This is a genomic window from Streptomyces sp. CB02261 (genome assembly GCF_001905665.1).
Classification (GTDB): domain Bacteria; phylum Actinomycetota; class Actinomycetes; order Streptomycetales; family Streptomycetaceae; genus Streptomyces.
In genome coordinates this window covers 157106-175216 of record NZ_LIVX01000005.1, presented here as the reverse complement: position 1 = coordinate 175216, position 18111 = coordinate 157106, and the positions used below count along the sequence as shown (strand labels likewise).

General features: G+C 74.1%; 13 protein-coding genes. 9 read left to right on the top strand and 4 right to left on the bottom strand.

Annotated elements, in window-relative coordinates:
- Positions 1 to 59: 59 nt before the first annotated feature.
- On the bottom strand, positions 60 to 788 hold the full coding sequence (locus AMK29_RS18150) for a hypothetical protein (protein ID WP_073814102.1): 729 nt from the start codon (positions 786 to 788) through the stop codon (positions 60 to 62).
- A gap of 124 nt (positions 789 to 912) precedes the next feature.
- Between AMK29_RS18150 and AMK29_RS18145 the strand changes: the two genes are divergently transcribed.
- Together AMK29_RS18145 and AMK29_RS18140 are read left to right on the top strand one after the other, a co-directional pair.
- Positions 913 to 1560: a hypothetical protein gene (locus AMK29_RS18145; RefSeq protein WP_073814100.1), complete on the top strand. Its 648-nt coding sequence runs from the start codon at positions 913 to 915 to the stop codon at positions 1558 to 1560.
- Positions 1561 to 1626: 66 nt separating this feature from the next.
- A complete protein-coding gene (locus AMK29_RS18140; protein WP_073814098.1) occupies positions 1627 to 1893 on the top strand; it encodes a DUF4235 domain-containing protein in 267 nt (88 codons plus the stop codon).
- 138 nt (positions 1894 to 2031) lie between these two features.
- Here AMK29_RS18140 and AMK29_RS18135 read toward each other — a convergent pair whose 3' ends face one another.
- Positions 2032 to 3129, bottom strand: a complete 1098-nt coding sequence (locus tag AMK29_RS18135) for a glutamate--cysteine ligase (RefSeq protein WP_073814096.1) — start codon at positions 3127 to 3129, stop codon at positions 2032 to 2034.
- Positions 3130 to 3335: 206 nt separating this feature from the next.
- Between AMK29_RS18135 and AMK29_RS18130 the strand changes: the two genes are divergently transcribed.
- From AMK29_RS18130 to AMK29_RS18120, 3 genes are all read left to right on the top strand, one after another.
- Positions 3336 to 3953, top strand: coding sequence for a TOPRIM nucleotidyl transferase/hydrolase domain-containing protein (locus AMK29_RS18130; RefSeq protein WP_073814094.1), 618 nt, complete (start codon positions 3336 to 3338; stop codon positions 3951 to 3953).
- 92 nt (positions 3954 to 4045) lie between these two features.
- A complete protein-coding gene (locus AMK29_RS18125) occupies positions 4046 to 5254 on the top strand; it encodes a serine hydrolase domain-containing protein (RefSeq protein ID WP_079196955.1) in 1209 nt (402 codons plus the stop codon).
- Between the two features lie 622 nt (positions 5255 to 5876).
- Positions 5877 to 6794, top strand: coding sequence for a S1 family peptidase (locus AMK29_RS18120; RefSeq protein ID WP_073814090.1), 918 nt, complete (start codon positions 5877 to 5879; stop codon positions 6792 to 6794).
- A gap of 66 nt (positions 6795 to 6860) precedes the next feature.
- On the opposite strand, the gene AMK29_RS18115 is transcribed toward AMK29_RS18120, so the two are convergent.
- Positions 6861 to 7718 carry an SDR family NAD(P)-dependent oxidoreductase gene (locus AMK29_RS18115; RefSeq protein WP_073814088.1) on the bottom strand — a complete coding sequence of 286 codons (858 nt, stop codon included), beginning with the start codon at positions 7716 to 7718 and terminating at the stop codon, positions 6861 to 6863.
- Positions 7719 to 7815: 97 nt separating this feature from the next.
- Positions 7816 to 9294, bottom strand: a complete 1479-nt coding sequence (locus AMK29_RS18110) for a glutamate--cysteine ligase (RefSeq protein WP_073814086.1) — start codon at positions 9292 to 9294, stop codon at positions 7816 to 7818.
- Positions 9295 to 9519: 225 nt separating this feature from the next.
- On the opposite strand from AMK29_RS18110, the gene AMK29_RS18105 reads away from it, so the two are divergent.
- The 4 genes from AMK29_RS18105 to AMK29_RS18090 all read left to right on the top strand — a co-directional run bounded on the left by AMK29_RS18105 (position 9520) and on the right by AMK29_RS18090 (position 18087).
- Positions 9520 to 11598, top strand: coding sequence for a DUF4139 domain-containing protein (locus tag AMK29_RS18105; protein WP_073814084.1), 2079 nt, complete (start codon positions 9520 to 9522; stop codon positions 11596 to 11598).
- Positions 11599 to 11606: 8 nt separating this feature from the next.
- Positions 11607 to 13169, top strand: coding sequence for a mucoidy inhibitor MuiA family protein (locus tag AMK29_RS18100; protein ID WP_073814082.1), 1563 nt, complete (start codon positions 11607 to 11609; stop codon positions 13167 to 13169).
- A gap of 213 nt (positions 13170 to 13382) precedes the next feature.
- Positions 13383 to 15572, top strand: a complete 2190-nt coding sequence (katG, locus tag AMK29_RS18095) for a catalase/peroxidase HPI (RefSeq protein WP_073814081.1) — start codon at positions 13383 to 13385, stop codon at positions 15570 to 15572.
- 235 nt (positions 15573 to 15807) lie between these two features.
- On the top strand, positions 15808 to 18087 hold the full coding sequence (locus AMK29_RS18090) for a SpoIIE family protein phosphatase (protein ID WP_073814079.1): 2280 nt from the start codon (positions 15808 to 15810) through the stop codon (positions 18085 to 18087).
- Positions 18088 to 18111 lie beyond the last annotated feature (24 nt).

The following is an 18111-nucleotide window of genomic DNA, read 5'->3' as shown; positions in this document are numbered from 1 at the left end:
AGCCTGCCGCCCTGGCCGACCCGCCGCGGGCGGCCAGGGCGTTGCCCGGCGCCGCCCGGTCAGCCGACCCTGTCCGACGCGGTCACGCGGTGGACCTCCAGGCCGGGAGCGGTGAGCAGGTCGGCGACGAGTTCCTCGGAGCCGCCGACGTACGTGCTCACCAGGTCGACGTCACCGCCCACGCACCAGGCGCGGTCCTGCGGCCACCACAGGTCGGGGAGTTCGGCGAACTCGTCCAGGCCCACGGGGGAGACGGCGTCGGCCAGCGGTCCCGACAGCAGGATCTCGTCCCGTTCCGGGGTCGGGAAGGTGGGGACGCCCTCCCATTCCCAGCGGCCGTACCCCTCCCACAGGCCGAACCAGCACCGCTCCGGCGTCCGCGTGTGCCGCGCCAGGACGGGAAGCACGGCCCGCGCCACCCCGACGGGGGTGGGGCCTTCGGCCGGATGCTCGTCCCAGACGCCGGGCAGGCCGTACTCCCCCTGGTTCTGGTAGAACCGCTCCGCGCCGATCACCTCGTGCCAGTCCGTCAGCGCGCGCACCTGCCGCCCGTAGGCCGCGGCGACGGCGTCCCAGCGGACCGGTCGGTCGTCGAGAGCCGCGGGATGCAGCACGCGCGCGTACGCGGGGAATCCGGGCGCCGCGACGCCGGACACGGTGCCGAAGTCACCGAAACCGGGACGGCGTTCGTTCAGCCAGCGTGCCGGTCCGAGGTCCGCGCTCTCGACGCGCAGCCGCCCGTACGGGTCGGGGCCGGCTTCCCGGTACGACCGGGTCCATGTGTCCATCCGCCCAGTCTCCCCGACGGTCGGCGTCGGTGCCCCGGCCCCCCAGGGTGGGTCCCGCGGGTCGTAGGGTGGCCGCGATCACCCGCCGGGACGAGGACCCGGCACGAGAACACACGGGGGACACATGACCATTCACCGGCCGGGACTGCCGGAGGACCTGCCGTCGGGCGAGACGCTGTGGGCCCGCTGGGCGCTGCTCGCCGCCGTCGGGGCGACCACCGCGGAGGAGAACCGCGGGAGCGGCTACCGCACGGGCCGCTGGATCGACGCGGAGGGGCTCCACTGGGACGACTCCGGCTGCACCTGGTGGATCATGTCCCGGATGGGCGAGGGCCGGTTCGTGCTCTACGGCGAGGACGAGTCGAGCGGAGTGAAGTGGCACGAGCCGCCGATCGACATGCTGGCCGGCGGCCCGGACTGGCTCCCGTACGGCGAGCTGCGCGACCGGCTGGAGGGGTACGAGCTGGGGTGCGTCTACTGGTACGAGAACGGGACGTGGGCCCGCGCGCCGTACCCGGACGGTCTGCGCGACGACGGCCTGGACTGCGGCATGAGCGGCTTCGTGGAGCGGCGCGAGGTCCTGGCGGAGTTGTCGGAGTACGTCGACGACACCACGGGCGGGCCGGGCGCGGAGCGTCTCCTCGCCGACGCGGAGGCCCACCGGCTGGAGCCGGGGCTGCTCCTGGAGCGGCTGCGCCCGAACGACCCCGACGGCGAGCCGCTGGACCCGCCGGCCGTCGCCAGGGCCCTCGCGCTCGCGGGCCTCGCCTGAGCGGAGGCATGCGGGTCCGTCCCGTGGGTAGCCGGGGGCATGAGTCCGAGGGAAGGTGACAGTGTCATGCGACGATCACGTCTCGTGTTCAAGCCGGTCGCGCTCGTCCTGGGTACGGCGGGCGGCCTGCTCGCGGGGGCCGCGTTCAAGAAGACCTGGCAGATCCTGGGGCACGACGACGACGCACCGGACGCGACCGACGAGGACCGGCGGTGGCGCGAGATCCTGCTCGCCGCGGCGATCCAGGGTGCGATCTTCGCCGTGGTGAAGGCGGCGGTCGGCCGCGGTGGCGCGACGGCGGTGCGACGCGTCACGGGCGTCTGGCCGGCCTGACCGCGTCCGCGCGGGCCGTCCGGGCCCGCACCGTCCGGCCGTCCCCGCGGGGTCGGCCGGTACCCCCGCAGTCCCCGCCTCCCCGCCCGGCGCCCGCGAAGGCCCCCGCCTCCCCGGCGGGGGCCTTCGCACGGGGCCTCACGCGGAGGCGGTCGTGATGTCGGCGCAGGCCCGTACGACGGCGTCGAGCTCCAGGCCCTCGTCGCGAAGGGCGCGCTGGCGGGCGGCGCCGCCGCCGTCCTTCAGGTGCGCGGCGATTCCCTGGCGCGCCGCGTCGAGGTCCCCGGTGTCCCGCAGGGCCGCCTCGACGTACTGGAGGAGGGCTTCGAAGGCCGCTTCGGGGCTGGTCTCCCTCATGGTCACCGGGTGGATGAGCGGTCCCTGGAGCCCGGACCGGGCCGCGCGCCAGGAGGCCAGCCGCAGCAGGCCGGTGGGGATGCGGGGTGCGGGCTCGCCGTCCCGCCAGGCGCGGGCCGCGGTCTCCACGAGGCCGCGGGCGAGGGTGGCGATGAGCGTGGTCGTGCCGGGTTCCAGGCAGACGTCGGCGACCCTGAGCTCGACGGTCGGGTAGTTCTTGGAGAGCCGCGCGTCGAAGTAGATCATGCCGGGGTCGCGCAGGACGCCGGTCTCCAGCATGTCCCGCACCTGCTCGTGGTACCGCTCCGCGCTGCCGAACAGTTCGTACGGCCCGGCGGACGGCCACCTGTTCCACACCAGGCTGCGGTAGCTGCTGTAGCCGCTGTCCTGGCCCTGCCAGAACGGCGAGTTGCCGCTGAGCGCGTTCAGGAGGTAGAGCCAGGGTCGGATCCGGTCGAGGACGGCGACCCCCTCCTCGTCGGAGTCCACGGCCACGTGCACGTGGCACCCGCACGTCAGCTGTTCCCGGGTGGTGAGCGCGAACTGCTCGGCCATCCACCGGTACCGCAGGCCCAGCTGGCGGGAGGGCTCCACGGGGAGCGGGGAGGTCGCGAGGGCGGCGACGAGCGCGCCCTGCTCCCGGGCGTAGCGCAGGGCCTCGCCACGCAGCCGGACGATCTCGTCCCGCAGCTCGCCCATGTCCTTCATCGGCCGGGTGGAGAACTCCAGCTGCTCCTGGTGCAGCTCCTTCTCGAAGCTCTCGCCCGCCGCGTCCCCGGTCAGGGCGACGGACGCGAGCACCGCCGACGACACGGCGAAGGGCTCGCCCGTCTTCGCGTTGACGAGCATCAGCTCTTCCTCGACACCTACTGTGCGCATGGACGCTCCTGTACGGAAAAACGGGATGTCCCGCCCCGCCGGCCGCCCCTGGTGGGACCGTCAGCGGTTGCGAGACCGGGATGTCACGCGTATGCCCACTTCGGCGAGGGCGAAGCGTCCGTTCGTTGGCGGGCCCGGACCGGACCGCCGCGGCGGGTGGCGAATAATCCCTGGTCCGGTGGGCATCGCGCGGGCAGACTCGCCCCATGGTGACCATGGGGGCGTTCCGGGACGCGATCGGTCGGTGGGCGGCGGGCGGGCCCGGTGAGCCGGCGCGTGCCCTGGCGGCGCGGCTGGAGCTGCGGGCGGCGGTCCTCCTGGAGGGGCCGAGCGATCTGGCGGCGGTCGAGGCGCTGGCCGCGCTGCGCGGCAGGGACCTGGGCGCCGAAGGGGTGGCCGTGGTGTCGATGGGCGGGGCGATGAGCGTGGGGCGCTATGCCGACCTGCTCGGGCCGGAGGGCCTGGGCCTGCGTCTGACCGGTCTGTGCGACGAGCGCGAGCAGCGCTACTACGACCGTGCCCTGCGGCGGGCCGGGGAGCTGTCCGGGGGCTTCCTCGTGTGCGCGGCGGACCTGGAGGACGAGCTCATCCGCGCGCTGGGGACGGCGAGGGTCGAGGAGATCATCGGGGCGGAGGGCGACATGCGGGCCTGGCAGACGTTCCTGCACCAGCCCGCGCAGCACGGGCGGCCCCGGCAGCAGCAGCTGCGTCGCTTCCTCGGCACGAAGAAGGGCCGCAAGATCCGGTACGGCCTCCTCCTGGTGGAGTCCCTCGGCTCCGCGCGCGTGCCGACGCCGCTCGAGGAGCTCTTCGCGCGCCTGTGACCGGTGTCCCGGACGGATCGGCAGCGCACTCCCTTCCCTCCGATCCGACCAGTCGGTATGTTGCTCGCGACCGTCGAGATCCGGAGGACGACATGCCCGAACCCGAGCCGGCCCCATCGCCCGCTCCCGCATCCCCGCCCGTGGCCGAGCCCACGGTCGAAGGGCTCTGCGAGCCTCGCTTCCACGCCGTGCGCGAGGCCTTCGAGGCCAACTTCCGCACGCGGGAGGAGCTCGGCGCCGCCGTGACCGTCCAGGTCCACGGCGAGACCGTGGTCGACCTGTGGGGAGGCTGGGCGGACGCCGCCCGCACACGTCCCTGGGAGCGCGACACCGTGGTCAACGTCTGGTCCACGACCAAGGGCGTGACGGCCCTCTGCGCCCACGTCCTCGTGGACCGCGGGCTGCTCGACCTGGACGCGCCGGTGGCCTCGTACTGGCCGGAGTTCGCCGCCGCGGGCAAGGAGAAGCTCCCCGTACGCCACCTCCTGTCCCACCGGGCGGGTCTCGCCGGTCTGCGCGAGCCGCTGTCGCTCGCGGAGTTCTACGACTGGGAGGTGACGACCGCCCGGCTCGCGGCGACGGAACCGTGGTGGGAGCCCGGCACCCGTTCCGGCTACCACGCCATGACGTACGGGTTCCTGGTGGGCGAGGTGATCCGGCGCGTCACGGGGAAGCTGCCCGGCGCCTTCCTCCGCGACGAGGTCACCGGGCCCCTCGGCATCGACTTCACCATCGGCCTCCCGGAGGAGGATGCGGCCCGGGCGGCCGAGCTCGTCCACCCCCGCGCCTCGACCGCGGGCGAGCAGGCCGCGGTCTTCGCCCAGTTGGAGCCCGCGGCGCGGGCCGCTCTGGCCAATCCCCTCGTGGGCGCCGCCCAGGCCAACAGCCCCGAGTGGCGCGCGGCCGAAGTGCCGGCGGCCAACGGTCACGGGACGGCCCGCGCGGTCGCCCAGCTGTACGGGATCTTCGCCGGACGCGGCCGGTCCGGTGAGCGCCGGATCCTCTCCGAGGCGGCCGCCGAACGGGCCCGCGAGGGCCAGGGGCCTGGCCGGGACCTGGTCCTGGGCGCGGGCTTCGCCCACGACACGGAGTGCGCCCTCGGCCTCTGGCTCAGCGGCGCCAACGCCTCCTACGGGCCCAATCCGCGCGCGTTCGGGCACGACGGCTTCGGGGGCTCCTGCGGCCTTGCGGATCCGGAGTCCGGCGTCTCCGTCGGCTACGTGATGAACCGCATGGGGCCCCGGATCGCGGACGATCCCCGCAAGATGGCCCTCGTCGAGGCCGTGTACGCGGCGCTCTGACCCCGGCCACGACGGAATCCGGACACCCGTTCGCCCGGACGGAGGGAACGATCGCGACATTGGGGGGCGCCCTTGACGACCCCTCGGGGCCGGAGGGACGGCCTCTCCTCGACTCGACGAGGCGCTCCGGTCGCGCTCAGGTCCGAGCGGAGGCGACGGCCGGAACTGTGCACCCGCTATGCCCGCGGCGGACGACCGCGGGCAGCCGCCCGCCGGGTCCGGTGGCAGTCGCCGCGCCGGACCCGGCAGGGTGCGCGGCCGGCGGTTGAACTGGCGAAACGGTATGGATTCTTCCACTTCCTCGGAGTCCTCGTGGCGCCGCATCAGCGGCGGAAAACGCTTACTGAGAGGCCGTCAGCAAATTCCAGCAAGCGTTTGCACCACGCCGGGGCATCGAGCCGCCCCCGGGCCGACGGCCCCGCCGCCGCGCACTCGCGCGGCCCGGCAGGGCGGGAACGCGCGTAGATCGGCCGAAAGGCGTCCTTGCCGCCGAGGTCGCCGGCTTCCAGGATTCCACCTGTCGAGCTTGACAGGTTCATGCCTCACAGGGCGGGACCTGGCTCCCTCGGCGCCAAGGGGTCGCCCACCCAGCGATTCCCCCACTCCCCCACCGGAGGATCCAGTGAACCTCAAGCGTCTGTCCCCCCTCGGCGGCGCCGCCAAGGGCGCACGGCTGATCGCCGTCGCCTCCGCGCTGCTCGCCGCGTCGGCGCTTGCCGTCCCCAGCTCGTCCGCGGCCCCGGCCGTCGACGGCCGGGCCACCGCCACCCAGCTCGCCGCCGCCGACCAGGCGGTCCGCGGAGCCGACGTGCCCGGCACCGCGTGGTACACCGACCAGGCGACCGGGAAGATCGTCCTCACCGCCGACTCCACCGTCTCCGCCGCCGAGATCGCCAAGATCAAGCAGGCGGCCGGCGACCGCGCCTCCTCCCTGGAGATCAAGCGCACACCCGGCACGTTCAGCAAGCTCATCGCTGGCGGCCAGGCCATCTACGCGGGCGGCGGGCGCTGCTCGCTCGGCTTCAACGTCCGCAGCGGCTCGACCTACTACGCCCTGACGGCCGGTCACTGCACCAACATCGGCAGCACCTGGTACACCAACTCGGCCAACACCACGGTGCTCGGCACCCGCGCCGGTTCCAGCTTCCCGACGAACGACTACGGCATCATCCGCCACTCCAACGCCTCCGCGGCGGACGGCCGGGTCTACCTCTACAACGGGAGCTACCGCGACATCACCGGCGCGGCCAACGCCACCGTGGGCCAGTCGGTGCAGCGCAGCGGCAGCACCACCGGTCTGCGCGGCGGGACCGTCACCGGTCTCAACGCCACCGTCAACTACGGCGGCGGCGACATCGTCTACGGCCTGATCCAGACCAACGTCTGCGCCGAGCCGGGCGACAGCGGCGGCGCGCTCTTCTCCGGCACCACCGCCCTCGGCCTCACGTCCGGCGGCAGCGGCAACTGCTCCAGCGGCGGCACCACGTTCTTCCAGCCGGTGACGGAGGCGCTGAGCGCGTACGGCGTGAGCGTCTTCTAGTCCGGACACCGGCCGAGGAAGCTCCACAGACAGGCCGGCGGGCCCCTCGGGGGTCCGCCGGCCTCCTCAGTCCACGGCCGGACGGCCGGCGCCCGCGCCCACCCCCACGAGCGAGTCCGTCAGCGCCATCAGCCGCCTGCGGGCGTCCGGGTCGTAGGCCTGCTCATGAGCGCGGGCATCCGTGAACCGGTCGAAGTACCGCCCGGTGGTGTGCGCCAGGTCGGGATCCATGACGAGCCGTACGGTGGGCCGCACCCCCTCGTCGATCCCGACGGCCGGGGTCAGCCCGTACTCGCGCACGCCCCGGGTGTCCATCAGGTGGGCGGGGTGCAGGGTGTTGACGGTGACTCCGGTGCCGCGGAGTTCGGCCGCGAGCTCGAAGGTCGCCATGATCATCGCCAGCTTGCTGCGGCAGTAGGCCCGCAGCCCCTCGTACCCCTCCTCCAGCATGACGTCGTCGAAGTCGATGCGCTCCTGCCCGAGGGAGGCGACGTTGACGACCCGGGCGGGCGCCGAGGCCGTGAGGAGGGGCAGCAGGGCGCGGGTGAGGAGGTAGGGCGCCGCGTGGTTGACGGCGAACCGCAGCTCGTGTCCCTGGACGCTCAGTTCACGCCGGAGCGGTTCGGCCCCGCCTCCGGCGACCGCGTTGTTGACGAGCGCGTCGAGCCTGGGCTCGGTGGCGCGTACGCGGTCGGCCATCGCCCGGACCTGGTCCAGGTCCGCGAGGTCGGCGAGGAAGGTCCTGACCGTGGTGGGCCCGGCCGTGGCCGTCCGGATCTCCTCGGCGACCGCTTCGAGCCGGCCGGGGTCACGGCCGTGGAGGAGGACGGGGCAGCCCCGGGCGGCGAGGTCGAGGGCGATACCGCGCCCGAGCCCCTGGGTCGCGCCGGTGACGAGGACGGTGGGTGCGTGACGTGGGTTCATACGGCCAGCGTGGACGGGGCGCCACGCGCGTGGGGAGCGGGAGGTGATCCTGGTGTCGCCACCACCAGGATGACGCGTGGCGCCCCCTCGCGTCACGTCACTCGACCGGCCAGGTGTGCGCCGGCACGTTCAGATGCATGTACTCGATGTACTGCTGCGTCATCCGCCGCAGCGCCTGGTGCCGGTCCACGTGGACGATGTCGTGGAGGTGGTGGAACATCTCCGACTGCCACACCGCGCCGTTGCGGCCACTGACGCACCGCTGCTCGATGATCCCCAGCAACGGCTCCCGCCGGGCCGCGTCCATGCCCAGCCGTTCCAGGCCGCGGTCCGCCAACGGCAGCAGGCGCCGGAGCACCAGCTCGGTGACCGGGACCTCGCCCATGCCGGGCCAGTACAACTGCGCGTCGATGCCGTGCCGGGCGGCGGTGTGCAGGTTCTCCTCCGCCGCGGCGAAGGACATCCGTGACCAGACGGGCCGGTCCTCGTCGACGAGGGCGCGGACGAGGCCGTAGTAGAAGGCGCCGTTCGCCAGCACGTCGGCCACCGTGGGTCCCGCCGGCAGCACCCTGTTCTCCACGCGCAGATGCGGTACGCCGTCGACGACGGCGTAGACGGGCCGGTTCCAGCGGTAGACGGTCCCGTTGTGAAGGGTGAGTTCGGCGAGACCCGGGGTTCCGCCGCGGGCGAGGGTCTCCTCGGGGTCCTCGTCGTCGCACAGGGGCAGCAGCGCGGGGAAGTACCGCGCGTTCTCCTCGAAGAGGTCGAAGACGGACGTGATCCACCGCTCCCCGAACCAGACCCGCGGCCGCACGCCCTGCACCCTGATCTCGTCCGGCCGGGTGTCGGTGGCCTGTTCGAACAGCGGGATGCGCGTCTCGCGCCACAGCTCCTTCGCGAACAGGAACGGCGAGTTCGCCGCCAGGGCCACCTGCACCCCCGCGACGGCCTGCGCGGCGTTCCAGTAGTCCGCGAACTCGTCGGGCGCGACCTGCAGATGGAACTGGGTGCTGGTGCAGGCCGCCTCCGGCGTGATGGTCTCGGCGTAGGTCCGCAGTCGCTCGACGCCGTCCACCGAGATCAGGAGGTCTTCGCCCCGCGCGGCGAAGATCTGCTCGTTCAGCAGGTGGTAGCGCGGGTTCTCGGAGAGGGACTCCGGGCCCACGTCCGCCAGTTCCAGCGTCGGCAGGATGCCGACCATGACGAGATGCGCGCCGATCGCCGCGGCCTTCTCCTCGGCGTGGTTGAGGGCCCCGCGGATCTCCTGCTCCCAGGAGTCGGGGCCGCCCTCCGTGAGCCGCCGCGGCTCGATGTTGATCTCCAGGTTGAACCGGCCCAACTCGGTCGCCCAGGACGGATCCGCGATCGCCTCCAGGACGTCCGTGCTGCGCATGGCGGGCTCGGCGTCGGCGTCCACCAGGTTCAGTTCGATCTCCAGACCGACCTGGGGGCGCTCGAAGTCGAACCGCGACTCCCGCAGCATCCGCGCGAACACGTCGAGGCAGGTGTGCACCTTGTTGCGGAAGCGGCGACGGTCGTCGCGGGTGAACTCCGCCGCCGGGACGTCACGGCCCATCGGTCCCTCCCGAGTCTCGTCGGCACGGACCCCCACCACTCAGCGTCCCACTCCCCGGGCCGCCCAACCACCGAGGCCGTCGGCGCCGGACCCCTCACAGCCCTTCGAACACGGCGGTGACCTGCGGGTTTCCGGCCGCGGCGAACCGGTTCCCGGTCCCGCCCGACGCACGGCCCGTCCGGGCGTAGGCTTCGCTCTGCATGGACACGACGGGGGGCGGGGCATATGACTGCTGAGACGGCACCGAGGTGGGGATCGACCCTCGATTCGGTCGTGGTGTACGCGCAGGGCGCGCTCTGCCGCCGGCTGGCCCGGGGCAGCGTGCCCCCGGAGGGCCGGGTACGGGTGACGGGGCTGCCGCGCTCGCTGGACCCCGGCTCCCTGCGCGCCCGGGTCCTGGGCCCGTCCGGGGTCCGGGTCACCGAGGCCCGGGTGGAGGTCGAGGCGCCCGGCACCGACGCCGGAGGACCGCCCGACGCGCTGCGGCACGAGTTCGAGCGGCTGCGCGACGCGTACGCGGCGGCGGAAGCACGCCGGGACCGGCACCTGGGCCTGATCGCGGAGGTCACCGGGCTGCGCCCGGTGCCGCCCGCCCGCAGGCGCGACGATCCGCAGCACCGCCGCACCCCGGTCGACGCGTGGCTGGAACTCGGCGACTTCGTCGACGAGCGGCTGACCGGACTGCACACGCGTCTGACCGAGCTGGAGCAGGCGCTCCGCGACGCGGAACACGAGTTCACCGTCGCCGCCGACAGGCTCGACCGTGCCTCCACGGACGCGCCGTCGGCGCACGTCGACACCACGGTCTCGGCGCTGCTGACCCTCACGGGCGCCGCCGACGACGAGGTGGAGCTCGACCTCGAGTACGGCGTGCCGGGCGCCGTGTGGGTCCCGGCCTACCGGCTCACCCATCGTCAGGGCGACGACACCGGACGCCTGGTGCTGCGCGCCTCGGTCGCCCAGCGCACCGGCGAGGACTGGACCGGGGTACGGATCGCCCTGGCCACCGCCGACCTCCGCCGCCGCACCGACCTGCCGAGGCTCCGCTCGGTCCGGATCGGACGTCGCCAGTCCGCCCCGGAGCCCTCCGGCTGGCGCGAGCCTCCGGCCGGGCTCTCCGACCTCTTCACCGGGTACGGGGCCGCGGGCCCCCGCCCCGCCTCGGGCGCCGCCGCCCCCGGCAGCGCCGCCGGGGGCGTACCGGAAATCGACCGGTACGGCGAGGTCCCGCCTCCGCCGTCGGTGGGTCCCGGCGGGCCGGTCATGCCGCCCCCGCCGGCGTCCCAGGGCTTCGGTGCGCCGCCGCCGGCGCCGGGCGGCGCGTACGGCGCCGCCCCCGCGCCCCCGGGCGCACGTCCCCGCGCCGCTCGTCCGTCCTTCGCCGCGCCGGCCCCCGCCGCCATGGTTCCCGCGGCTCCCGGCGCCCCTGCCGGGGCCGCTCCGGCCCCGCCTCCGCCGCCGGTGACCGGTCCGCCGCAGCCGAGCGGCGCCGAGCTCGACTACGCGGCCCTGGTCCTCAGCGGCCCCGACGAGCCGGGCGGTCGCCGGGGAAGGCTGTTCCCCGCGTCGCCGTTCGACGGGGTGACGGCCGAGTACCGCCGCCGCGCCGAAGCGGTGGCCTCGCTTCCGCTGCCCGGGCACGCCGTACGGCCGCGCGCGTCGGCGGGCTCGTTCGACCACCGGTTCGACGCCGCCGCCCGTGCCGACGTCCCTTCGGACGGCACCTGGCACACCGTCACGGTCGCCGAGATCCCGGTCGGACTGCGCACCGAGTACCTGTGCGTACCGTCGGTGGAACCGACCGTGTACGCGACGCTCGTGCTCTCCAACGCCACCGATCAGGCGCTGCTCGCCGGGCCGGTGGAGGTGACCGTCGACGACGACTTCCTGCTGACCGCCGCGCTGCCCACGCTCGCCCCCGGCGGCGTCCGCCGGGTCGGGCTCGGGCCCGCCGAGGGCATCCGGGTCACCCGCCGCACGAACCTGCGCGAGTCGACAGCGGGCCTGCGCAACAACGTCACCGTGCTCGACCACGACGTCCATGTGGAGCTGGCCAACCGGCTCGCGCGCCCCGTCACGGTCGAGGTGCGCGAGCGCGTGCCCGTCGCCTCGGAGCCGGACGTCCGGATCGAGGAGCGGGCCGGCTGGACGGCGCCCGCGGACGGCGGGCCCGAGCAGCACGCCCCCGGCACCCGCCTCTGGCGCGTGGAGCTTCCCGCCGGTGGCACCACCGCCCTCGACGGCGGCTACGAGATCCGCATCCCGGCCGGCAAAGCCCTGGTCGGCGGCAACCGCAGGAGCTGAGACACCCCATGTCCACGGTCTCGAAGACGATCGCCGTCCCCGTCACCGCCGTCACCCTCCTGGAGGACCGCGCCCACGTCGAGCGCGCCGTCGCACTCGACCTGGAGTCCGGGGTCCAGCGGCTGCGCCTCGGCCCGGTCAGCGCGCTGGCCGTCGACCGTACCCTCCATGCCGAGGTGACCTCCGGGCACCCGGCCACCGTGCTCGACGTGCGTGTCGTCCGCGCCTGGACACCGCGCGGCCCCCGGCCGCCCGCCGACGGGGACTCCGCCCTGCGCCACCGCGCGCACGCCCTGAAGGAGGAGCGGCTCGGCCTGCGGCAGAGGAGCGAGCGGCTGCGGGCCCGCCTCGACCTCCTCGGCCGTGTCGCCACCGACGTGCTGCGCGAGATCGGCGAGGGAGCCGGCTCCGGGGAGACCGAGAGCCCGCGCTGGGCCCGCGAACTGGACCGGGTGGACGCCGAGCGCGACACCTACGGCGAGCAGCTCCGTGCCGTGGACGCCCGGCTGACCGCGCTCGCCACCGAGCTGCGCGAGGTCCAGCACGCCACGGAGCTCACGGAGGAGGAGCCCGCGGAGCTGCTCGCCCACGTCGAGCTGACCGTGGACGCCTCGGTCGCGGGGCCGGTCGGGCTGCGCCTGACCCATCTCACGCCGTGCGCGCTGTGGCGGCCGGCCTACCGGGCCGTGCTCGACGGTGACGCGCTGACGCTGGAGACCGAGGCGGTGGTCTGGCAGCGCACCGGTGAGGACTGGTCCGACGCCCGGCTGACGCTGTCGACGGCCCGTTCGGCGCTGGCGACCGACCCGCCCCGCCTCTCGGAGGACCGGCTGACGCTCAAGGACCGCACGGCCGCGGAGCGCCGCACGGTCGACGTCGAGATCCGCGAGGAGGAGATCGGGGACCTGGGGCCGGCGCCGGTGCTCGGCCTGCCCGGGGTCGACGACGGCGGCGAGGCGCGGGTGCTGCACGCCCCCGCGCCGGTCTCGGTGCCCTCGGACGGCCGCGCCCACCGGGTGCCGCTCTCCGCGTTCACCACGGCCGCGCGCAGCGAGTACTCCTGCTCGCCCGAGCTGTCCCCGCTGGTCACCCAGGTGGTGCGGTTCGACAACCTGTCCGGACACGTCCTGCTGGCCGGGCCCGTGGACCTCATCCGGGGCAGCGGCTTCACCGGTCGCGGCACACTGGACTTCGCCACCCCCGGCGCCCCGGTCGAGCTGGCCTTCGGCAGCCGTGACGACCACCGGGTCGTGCGGGTGGCCGAGGAGTCCCGCGACACCACCGGGATCACGCAGCGGACCGTGGTCACGCGCACGGTCCGGCTGCATCTGTCGCGGTTCTCCGCGCCCGGGGAGCTCGGTGAGCGGGTGGTCGTCCTCCGGGAGCGCGTCCCCGTCTCCGAGGTCTCGGCCGTGGAGGTACGGCTGCGCAAGGAGGCCTGCTCGCCCGCGCCCGACACGGTCGACGCCGAGGGCATCGCGCGCTGGGACGTGGCTCTCGCGCCCGGCGGGCGCCGTACGGTCACCCTGGTCTACGAGCTGTCGGCGAGCGCCAAGGTCGCCGGACTCTAGGCCCGCGGGGACCGGCGGAGCCGGCCGGTCCCTCGCCGGCTCGCGGAATTCGACCGCGTGTTATGCGGCGGTGCCCTGCGTGTTCTCTCAGCGGGGCGGTATGCGGTGCGCGACCATACGAACGCCACGTCGCAGTCTTGACCCGGCGAAGCGGGCGGCGTCAAGAGCAGGCGGCCGGCAGACGGAAACACCGCGACAGGAAGAAGGACGGACGTGTCCGGCAGCGAAAGCGAGAACCCGGCAATCCCCTCCCCGGCTCCCACGGCGACCCGCCCCAGGACGAATCGGGACTGGTGGCCGAATCAGCTCGACCTCCAGGTGCTCCACCAGAATTCACCCCAGTCCGATCCCATGGACGAGGACTTCGACTACGCGAAGGAATTCGCGACGCTGGACGTCGACGCGCTGAAGCGGGACGTCTTCGAGGTGATGACGGCGTCGCAGGACTGGTGGCCCGCCGACTACGGCCACTACGGACCGCTGTTCATCCGGATGAGCTGGCACGCGGCGGGGACGTACCGCATCGAGGACGGCCGGGGCGGTGGCGGCGACGGCGCCCAGCGTTTCGCCCCGTTGAACAGCTGGCCCGACAACGCGAGCCTCGACAAGGCGCGCCGGCTCCTCTGGCCGGTCAAGCAGAAGTACGGCCGGAAGATCTCCTGGGCCGACCTGCTGGTGTTCGCCGGCAACTGCGCCATGGAATCCATGGGGTTCAAGACGTTCGGTTTTGGATTCGGCCGGGAGGACATCTGGGAGCCGGAGGAGGTCTTCTGGGGGCCGGAGGACACCTGGCTGGGAGATGAGCGGTACAGCGGCGAGCGGGAACTCACCGGTCCCTTCGGCGCCGTCCAGATGGGGCTGATCTACGTCAATCCGGAGGGCCCCAACGGGAATCCGGATCCGATCGCCTCCGCCCGGGACATTCGCGAGACGTTCCGGCGCATGGCGATGAACGACGAGGAGACGGCCGCTCTCATCATCGGCGGCCACACGTTCGGCAAGTGTCACGGTGCGGTCGATCCGGAGTGCATCGGTCCGGAGCCGGAGGCCGCGCCCGTCGAGCAGCAGGGCATCGGCTGGCGGAACACGTGCGGCAGCGGCGTCGGCGTGGACGCGCTCACCAGCGGACTCGAGGGGGCCTGGACCACCGAACCGACGAAGTGGGACAACGGCTACCTGGACAACCTGTTCGGGTACGACTGGGAACTGACGACGAGTCCGGCGGGCGCCAAGCAGTGGACGCCCACGGACCCCTCGGCCCGGGGCACGGTGCCGGACGCCCACGATCCGTCGAAGCGGCACGCGCCGATGATGCTGACGACGGACCTCGCGCTGAAGCTGGACCCGGTCTACGGCCCGATCGCGAAGCGCTTCCACGAGAACCCGGACCAGCTCGCGGAGGCGTTCGCCAAGGCCTGGTACAAGCTGCTCCACCGTGACATGGGGCCCCTCTCGCGCTACCTCGGCCCGTGGATCCCCGAGCCGCAGCTGTGGCAGGACCCGGTTCCCGCGGTCGATCACCCGCTCGTCGGCGACGCGGACGTCGCGGCCCTCAAGGAGCGGATCCTCGCCGCGGTACCGACCCTCGCCCACCTGGTCACCACGGCGTGGGCGTCGGCGGCGAGCTTCCGCGGCACCGACATGCGCGGCGGCGCCAACGGCGCCCGGATCCGGCTCGCGCCGCAGCGGGACTGGGAGGTGAACGACCTCCCCGAGGTGGCCGGCACGGTGCAGGCCCTCGATCAGATCCGGCAGGAGTTCGACGCCTCCCGGTCCGACGGCGTACGGGTGTCGCTCGCCGACCTGATCGTCCTCGGCGGCTGCGCGGCCGTCGAGCAGGCCGCGCGGAAGGCCGGGTACGCCATCACGGTCCCCTTCGCACCGGGGCGTACGGACGCCTCGCAGGAGCAGACGGACGTGGAGGCGTTCGCCGTGCTCGAACCGAGGGCGGACGGGTTCCGCAACTACCTCCCGGCGGGAGAGAAGCTGTCGCCGGAGACGCTGCTGCTCGACCGGGCCAACCTGTTGACGCTGACCGCCCCCGAGATGACGGTCCTGGTCGGTGGCATGCGGGTCCTGGACGCCGGCTTCCGGGGGGCCCGCCACGGGGTGTTCACGGACCGGCCGGGGACGTTGACCACGGACTTCTTCGTGAACCTGCTGGACATGGGCACGGAGTGGAAGCCGTCGACCGCGACGGAGAACGTGTTCGAGGGCCGCGACCGCGCGACGGGCGAGGTCCGGTGGACCGCCACCGCGGTCGACCTCGTCTTCGGCTCGCACTCCCAGCTCCGGGCCCTGGCGGAGGTCTACGCGTCCCAGGACGCCGGGGAGAAGTTCGTGCGTGACTTCGTGGCGGCGTGGGACAAGGTGATGAACCTCGACCGGTTCGACCTGTCCTGACCCCGTGGCCCTGGCCCGGCGGCGACCGGCGCGCCCACCGCGTCGCCGCCGCCGGGCCGAGGAGCGGGCCCAGGGGCGTCCGGCGTCCAGGGGTCTTCCGGGTGCCCCGGCGCTCCCGGCCGTGCGGCGGGACCCCCGGTAGAATTCGTACGCGTATCACATCTTCTGTCCCTTTTCGTACACGTATCTGCTCCACCTCTCTGTACGTCGCCGTGCGGGCGGATCGGAGGTCGCCGTGACGGGTTCCGGAGGTTCGTCGGAGGCGTCCGCCCTCCAGCCGGTGTCGGGCTTCGCCGGGCTCGCCGCGGAGAACCGGCGGCTGCGGGAGCGGGCGGCGCGCCGTCGTCTGATCGATCTCGCCACCGGGATGCTCGCCGTCCAGCTGGGGCAGTCCACGGCCGGCGCCGCCGACCATCTGGAGGACCTCGCCCGAGCGACGGGGGTGTCGCCGGAGGACCTCGCCGCCGACATCGTGAACTCCGTCGCCGCCCCCGGTGACCCGCGCGCCGATCCCGGACCGGAACCGCCCCTCCCGGCCCGCCGGCTCCGTCGCACGGCCTCCGCCGCCGAGACGGCGGACAGCGTCGGCGACGCTGCCCTGACCCTCCTGGAAGGCGGGCTGACCCTGCTCGGCGCGGACAGCCTGTGGCTGTGGCGGTGCGCCGACGCCGGGCATCTGCGGCTCGCCGGATGCGCCGGTGTCTCCGCGACGGAGGCGGCTGCCTGGCGAGGGATCCCCCCTGCGGCGCCCGCGCCCATGCGGACCGCCCTCGTCGAGAACGCGCCGCTGTGGCTGGGGGGCGGCCCGGCGGACGCCGCCGCGCTCCCGGGTGCGTCGGCGGTCGCGGCCCGCGCGCTCGTGCCGCTGCGGCGGCGGGGTGCCACGATCGGCCTGGCGCTGGTCGGCTGGCCGGAGCCCCGGGTGTTCGACCCCCGGACCCGGCGGGCGGTCACCCAGCTGATGACCGTCGCGAGCACGGTCCTCGGCCTTCCCGACTCACCCGGGCCCGGCGCCCCGGTGCTGGTGGACGTCCTCGACGCGCTGACCCACCCCGGGGTGCTCCTGCGGACGCACGGCACGTCCGGCGCCCCCACGGTGGAACACGCCAACGAGGAGGCGGCGGCCTCGTTCGGCGGTCCGCTCCCCGCCGACGACAGGTCCCTGATCCGTCTCTTCCCCCTGGCGCACCGGGAGCTCGCCCGGCTGGTGCGGCGGGTCCGGCGGACCCGGCGCGCCCAGCACGCCGCCCGGCTCCCGGTCGCGGCCCGCGCCGGGCGGGAGGGGGATCCCGCACCGCTCCTGGACGTACGGGTCCTGCCGGCCGGCGAGGAGCTGGCCGTCGTCCTCTGGCACACCGCGGGCGACCGTCGGCTCGCGGTGGGCCGGGCCGTCGCGAGGCTCCAGACGGTCGCCACCTTCCAGGACAGCCTGGACGGCGGCGAGACGGTGTGGTCCGAGCAGGCGTACGGCATCTTCGGGATGTCCCGGCACGAGGCCCCGGTGCCGCTCCTCGCGCTCCGGGGGCGGATCCACAGGGACGACGGCGAGGCGCTGACCGGGCTGCTGACGACCCTGACGGAGCGCGGCGCGGGCGGCCAGACGGTGCTCAGGGCCCTGCTCCCGGACGGCTCGGTGCGCCATGTCCGGGTGGCGGCGGAGCCGCTCCTCGACGGCGAGACGGTCACCGGCTGCGTGGGGGTCTACCAGGACGTGTCGGCGAGCAGACGCACCGAGCTCGCCCTGACGGCGACCTTCGACCACCTCAACGCCGTCCGCGACCAGGCGGACATCCGTCATCAGCTGGCGCTCCAGCTCCAGCGGGCGATCGTCCCCGAGGTGACGGCGCTGCAGGGGCTGCCGGGCGGCCTCGTGGTGGCCGCCCGGTACCGGCCGGCGGCCGAGGAGTACCAGGTGGGCGGTGACTGGTACGACGTGCTGCCGCTGCCGAGCGGCAAGGTCCTGGTGGCCGTAGGGGACATCGCCGGGCACGGGATCGACTCCGTCACCGGCATGGTCGCCCTGCGCAACGCGCAGCGGGCGCTCGCCTTCACCGGCCGTGGTCCGGGGCAGCTGCTCGGCTGGCTCAACGAGGTGACGCTGCGGACGGGCGGCGGGAGCACGGCGACGGCGGTGTGCGCGCTGTACGACCCCGACGACGGCGAACTCGTCTGGTCGAGCGCCGGGCACCTGCCCCTGCTGCTGCTCAGGGGCGGCCGGGCGACGCTGCTCGACCCGCCCCGGGACATCCTGCTGGGTGCGACGGTCTCCCCCAGGTACCAGCAGCGCCGTACGGCGCTGCGGCCCGGGGACACGCTGCTGCTGTACACGGACGGTCTGGTGGAGCGGCGCCACGACGGTCTGGACACCGGACTCGGCGGGCTGGTCGCCGCCGCGGAGGAACTCGCGTCCGTGGAGGACCTGGAGCAGCTGGTGGACGGGCTGCTCGGCATGGTGACGGGGGACACCGACGACGACACCAGCGTGGTGGCGGTCCGGCTGCGGGATCGGGACTGAGAGGCACGGCGCCTGGTGGTGCGG

Coding starts and splice junctions, on each gene's coding strand:
- AMK29_RS18150 (WP_073814102.1), bottom strand. CDS start 788: ATGGACACATGGACCCGGTCGTACCGGGAAGCCGGCCCCGACCCGTAC.
- AMK29_RS18130 (WP_073814094.1), top strand. CDS start 3,336: ATGGTGACCATGGGGGCGTTCCGGGACGCGATCGGTCGGTGGGCGGCG.
- AMK29_RS18145 (WP_073814100.1), top strand. CDS start 913: ATGACCATTCACCGGCCGGGACTGCCGGAGGACCTGCCGTCGGGCGAG.
- AMK29_RS18105 (WP_073814084.1), top strand. CDS start 9,520: ATGACTGCTGAGACGGCACCGAGGTGGGGATCGACCCTCGATTCGGTC.
- AMK29_RS18115 (WP_073814088.1), bottom strand. CDS start 7,718: ATGAACCCACGTCACGCACCCACCGTCCTCGTCACCGGCGCGACCCAG.
- AMK29_RS18110 (WP_073814086.1), bottom strand. CDS start 9,294: ATGGGCCGTGACGTCCCGGCGGCGGAGTTCACCCGCGACGACCGTCGC.
- AMK29_RS18140 (WP_073814098.1), top strand. CDS start 1,627: ATGCGACGATCACGTCTCGTGTTCAAGCCGGTCGCGCTCGTCCTGGGT.
- AMK29_RS18125 (WP_079196955.1), top strand. CDS start 4,046: ATGCCCGAACCCGAGCCGGCCCCATCGCCCGCTCCCGCATCCCCGCCC.
- AMK29_RS18135 (WP_073814096.1), bottom strand. CDS start 3,129: ATGCGCACAGTAGGTGTCGAGGAAGAGCTGATGCTCGTCAACGCGAAG.
- AMK29_RS18100 (WP_073814082.1), top strand. CDS start 11,607: ATGTCCACGGTCTCGAAGACGATCGCCGTCCCCGTCACCGCCGTCACC.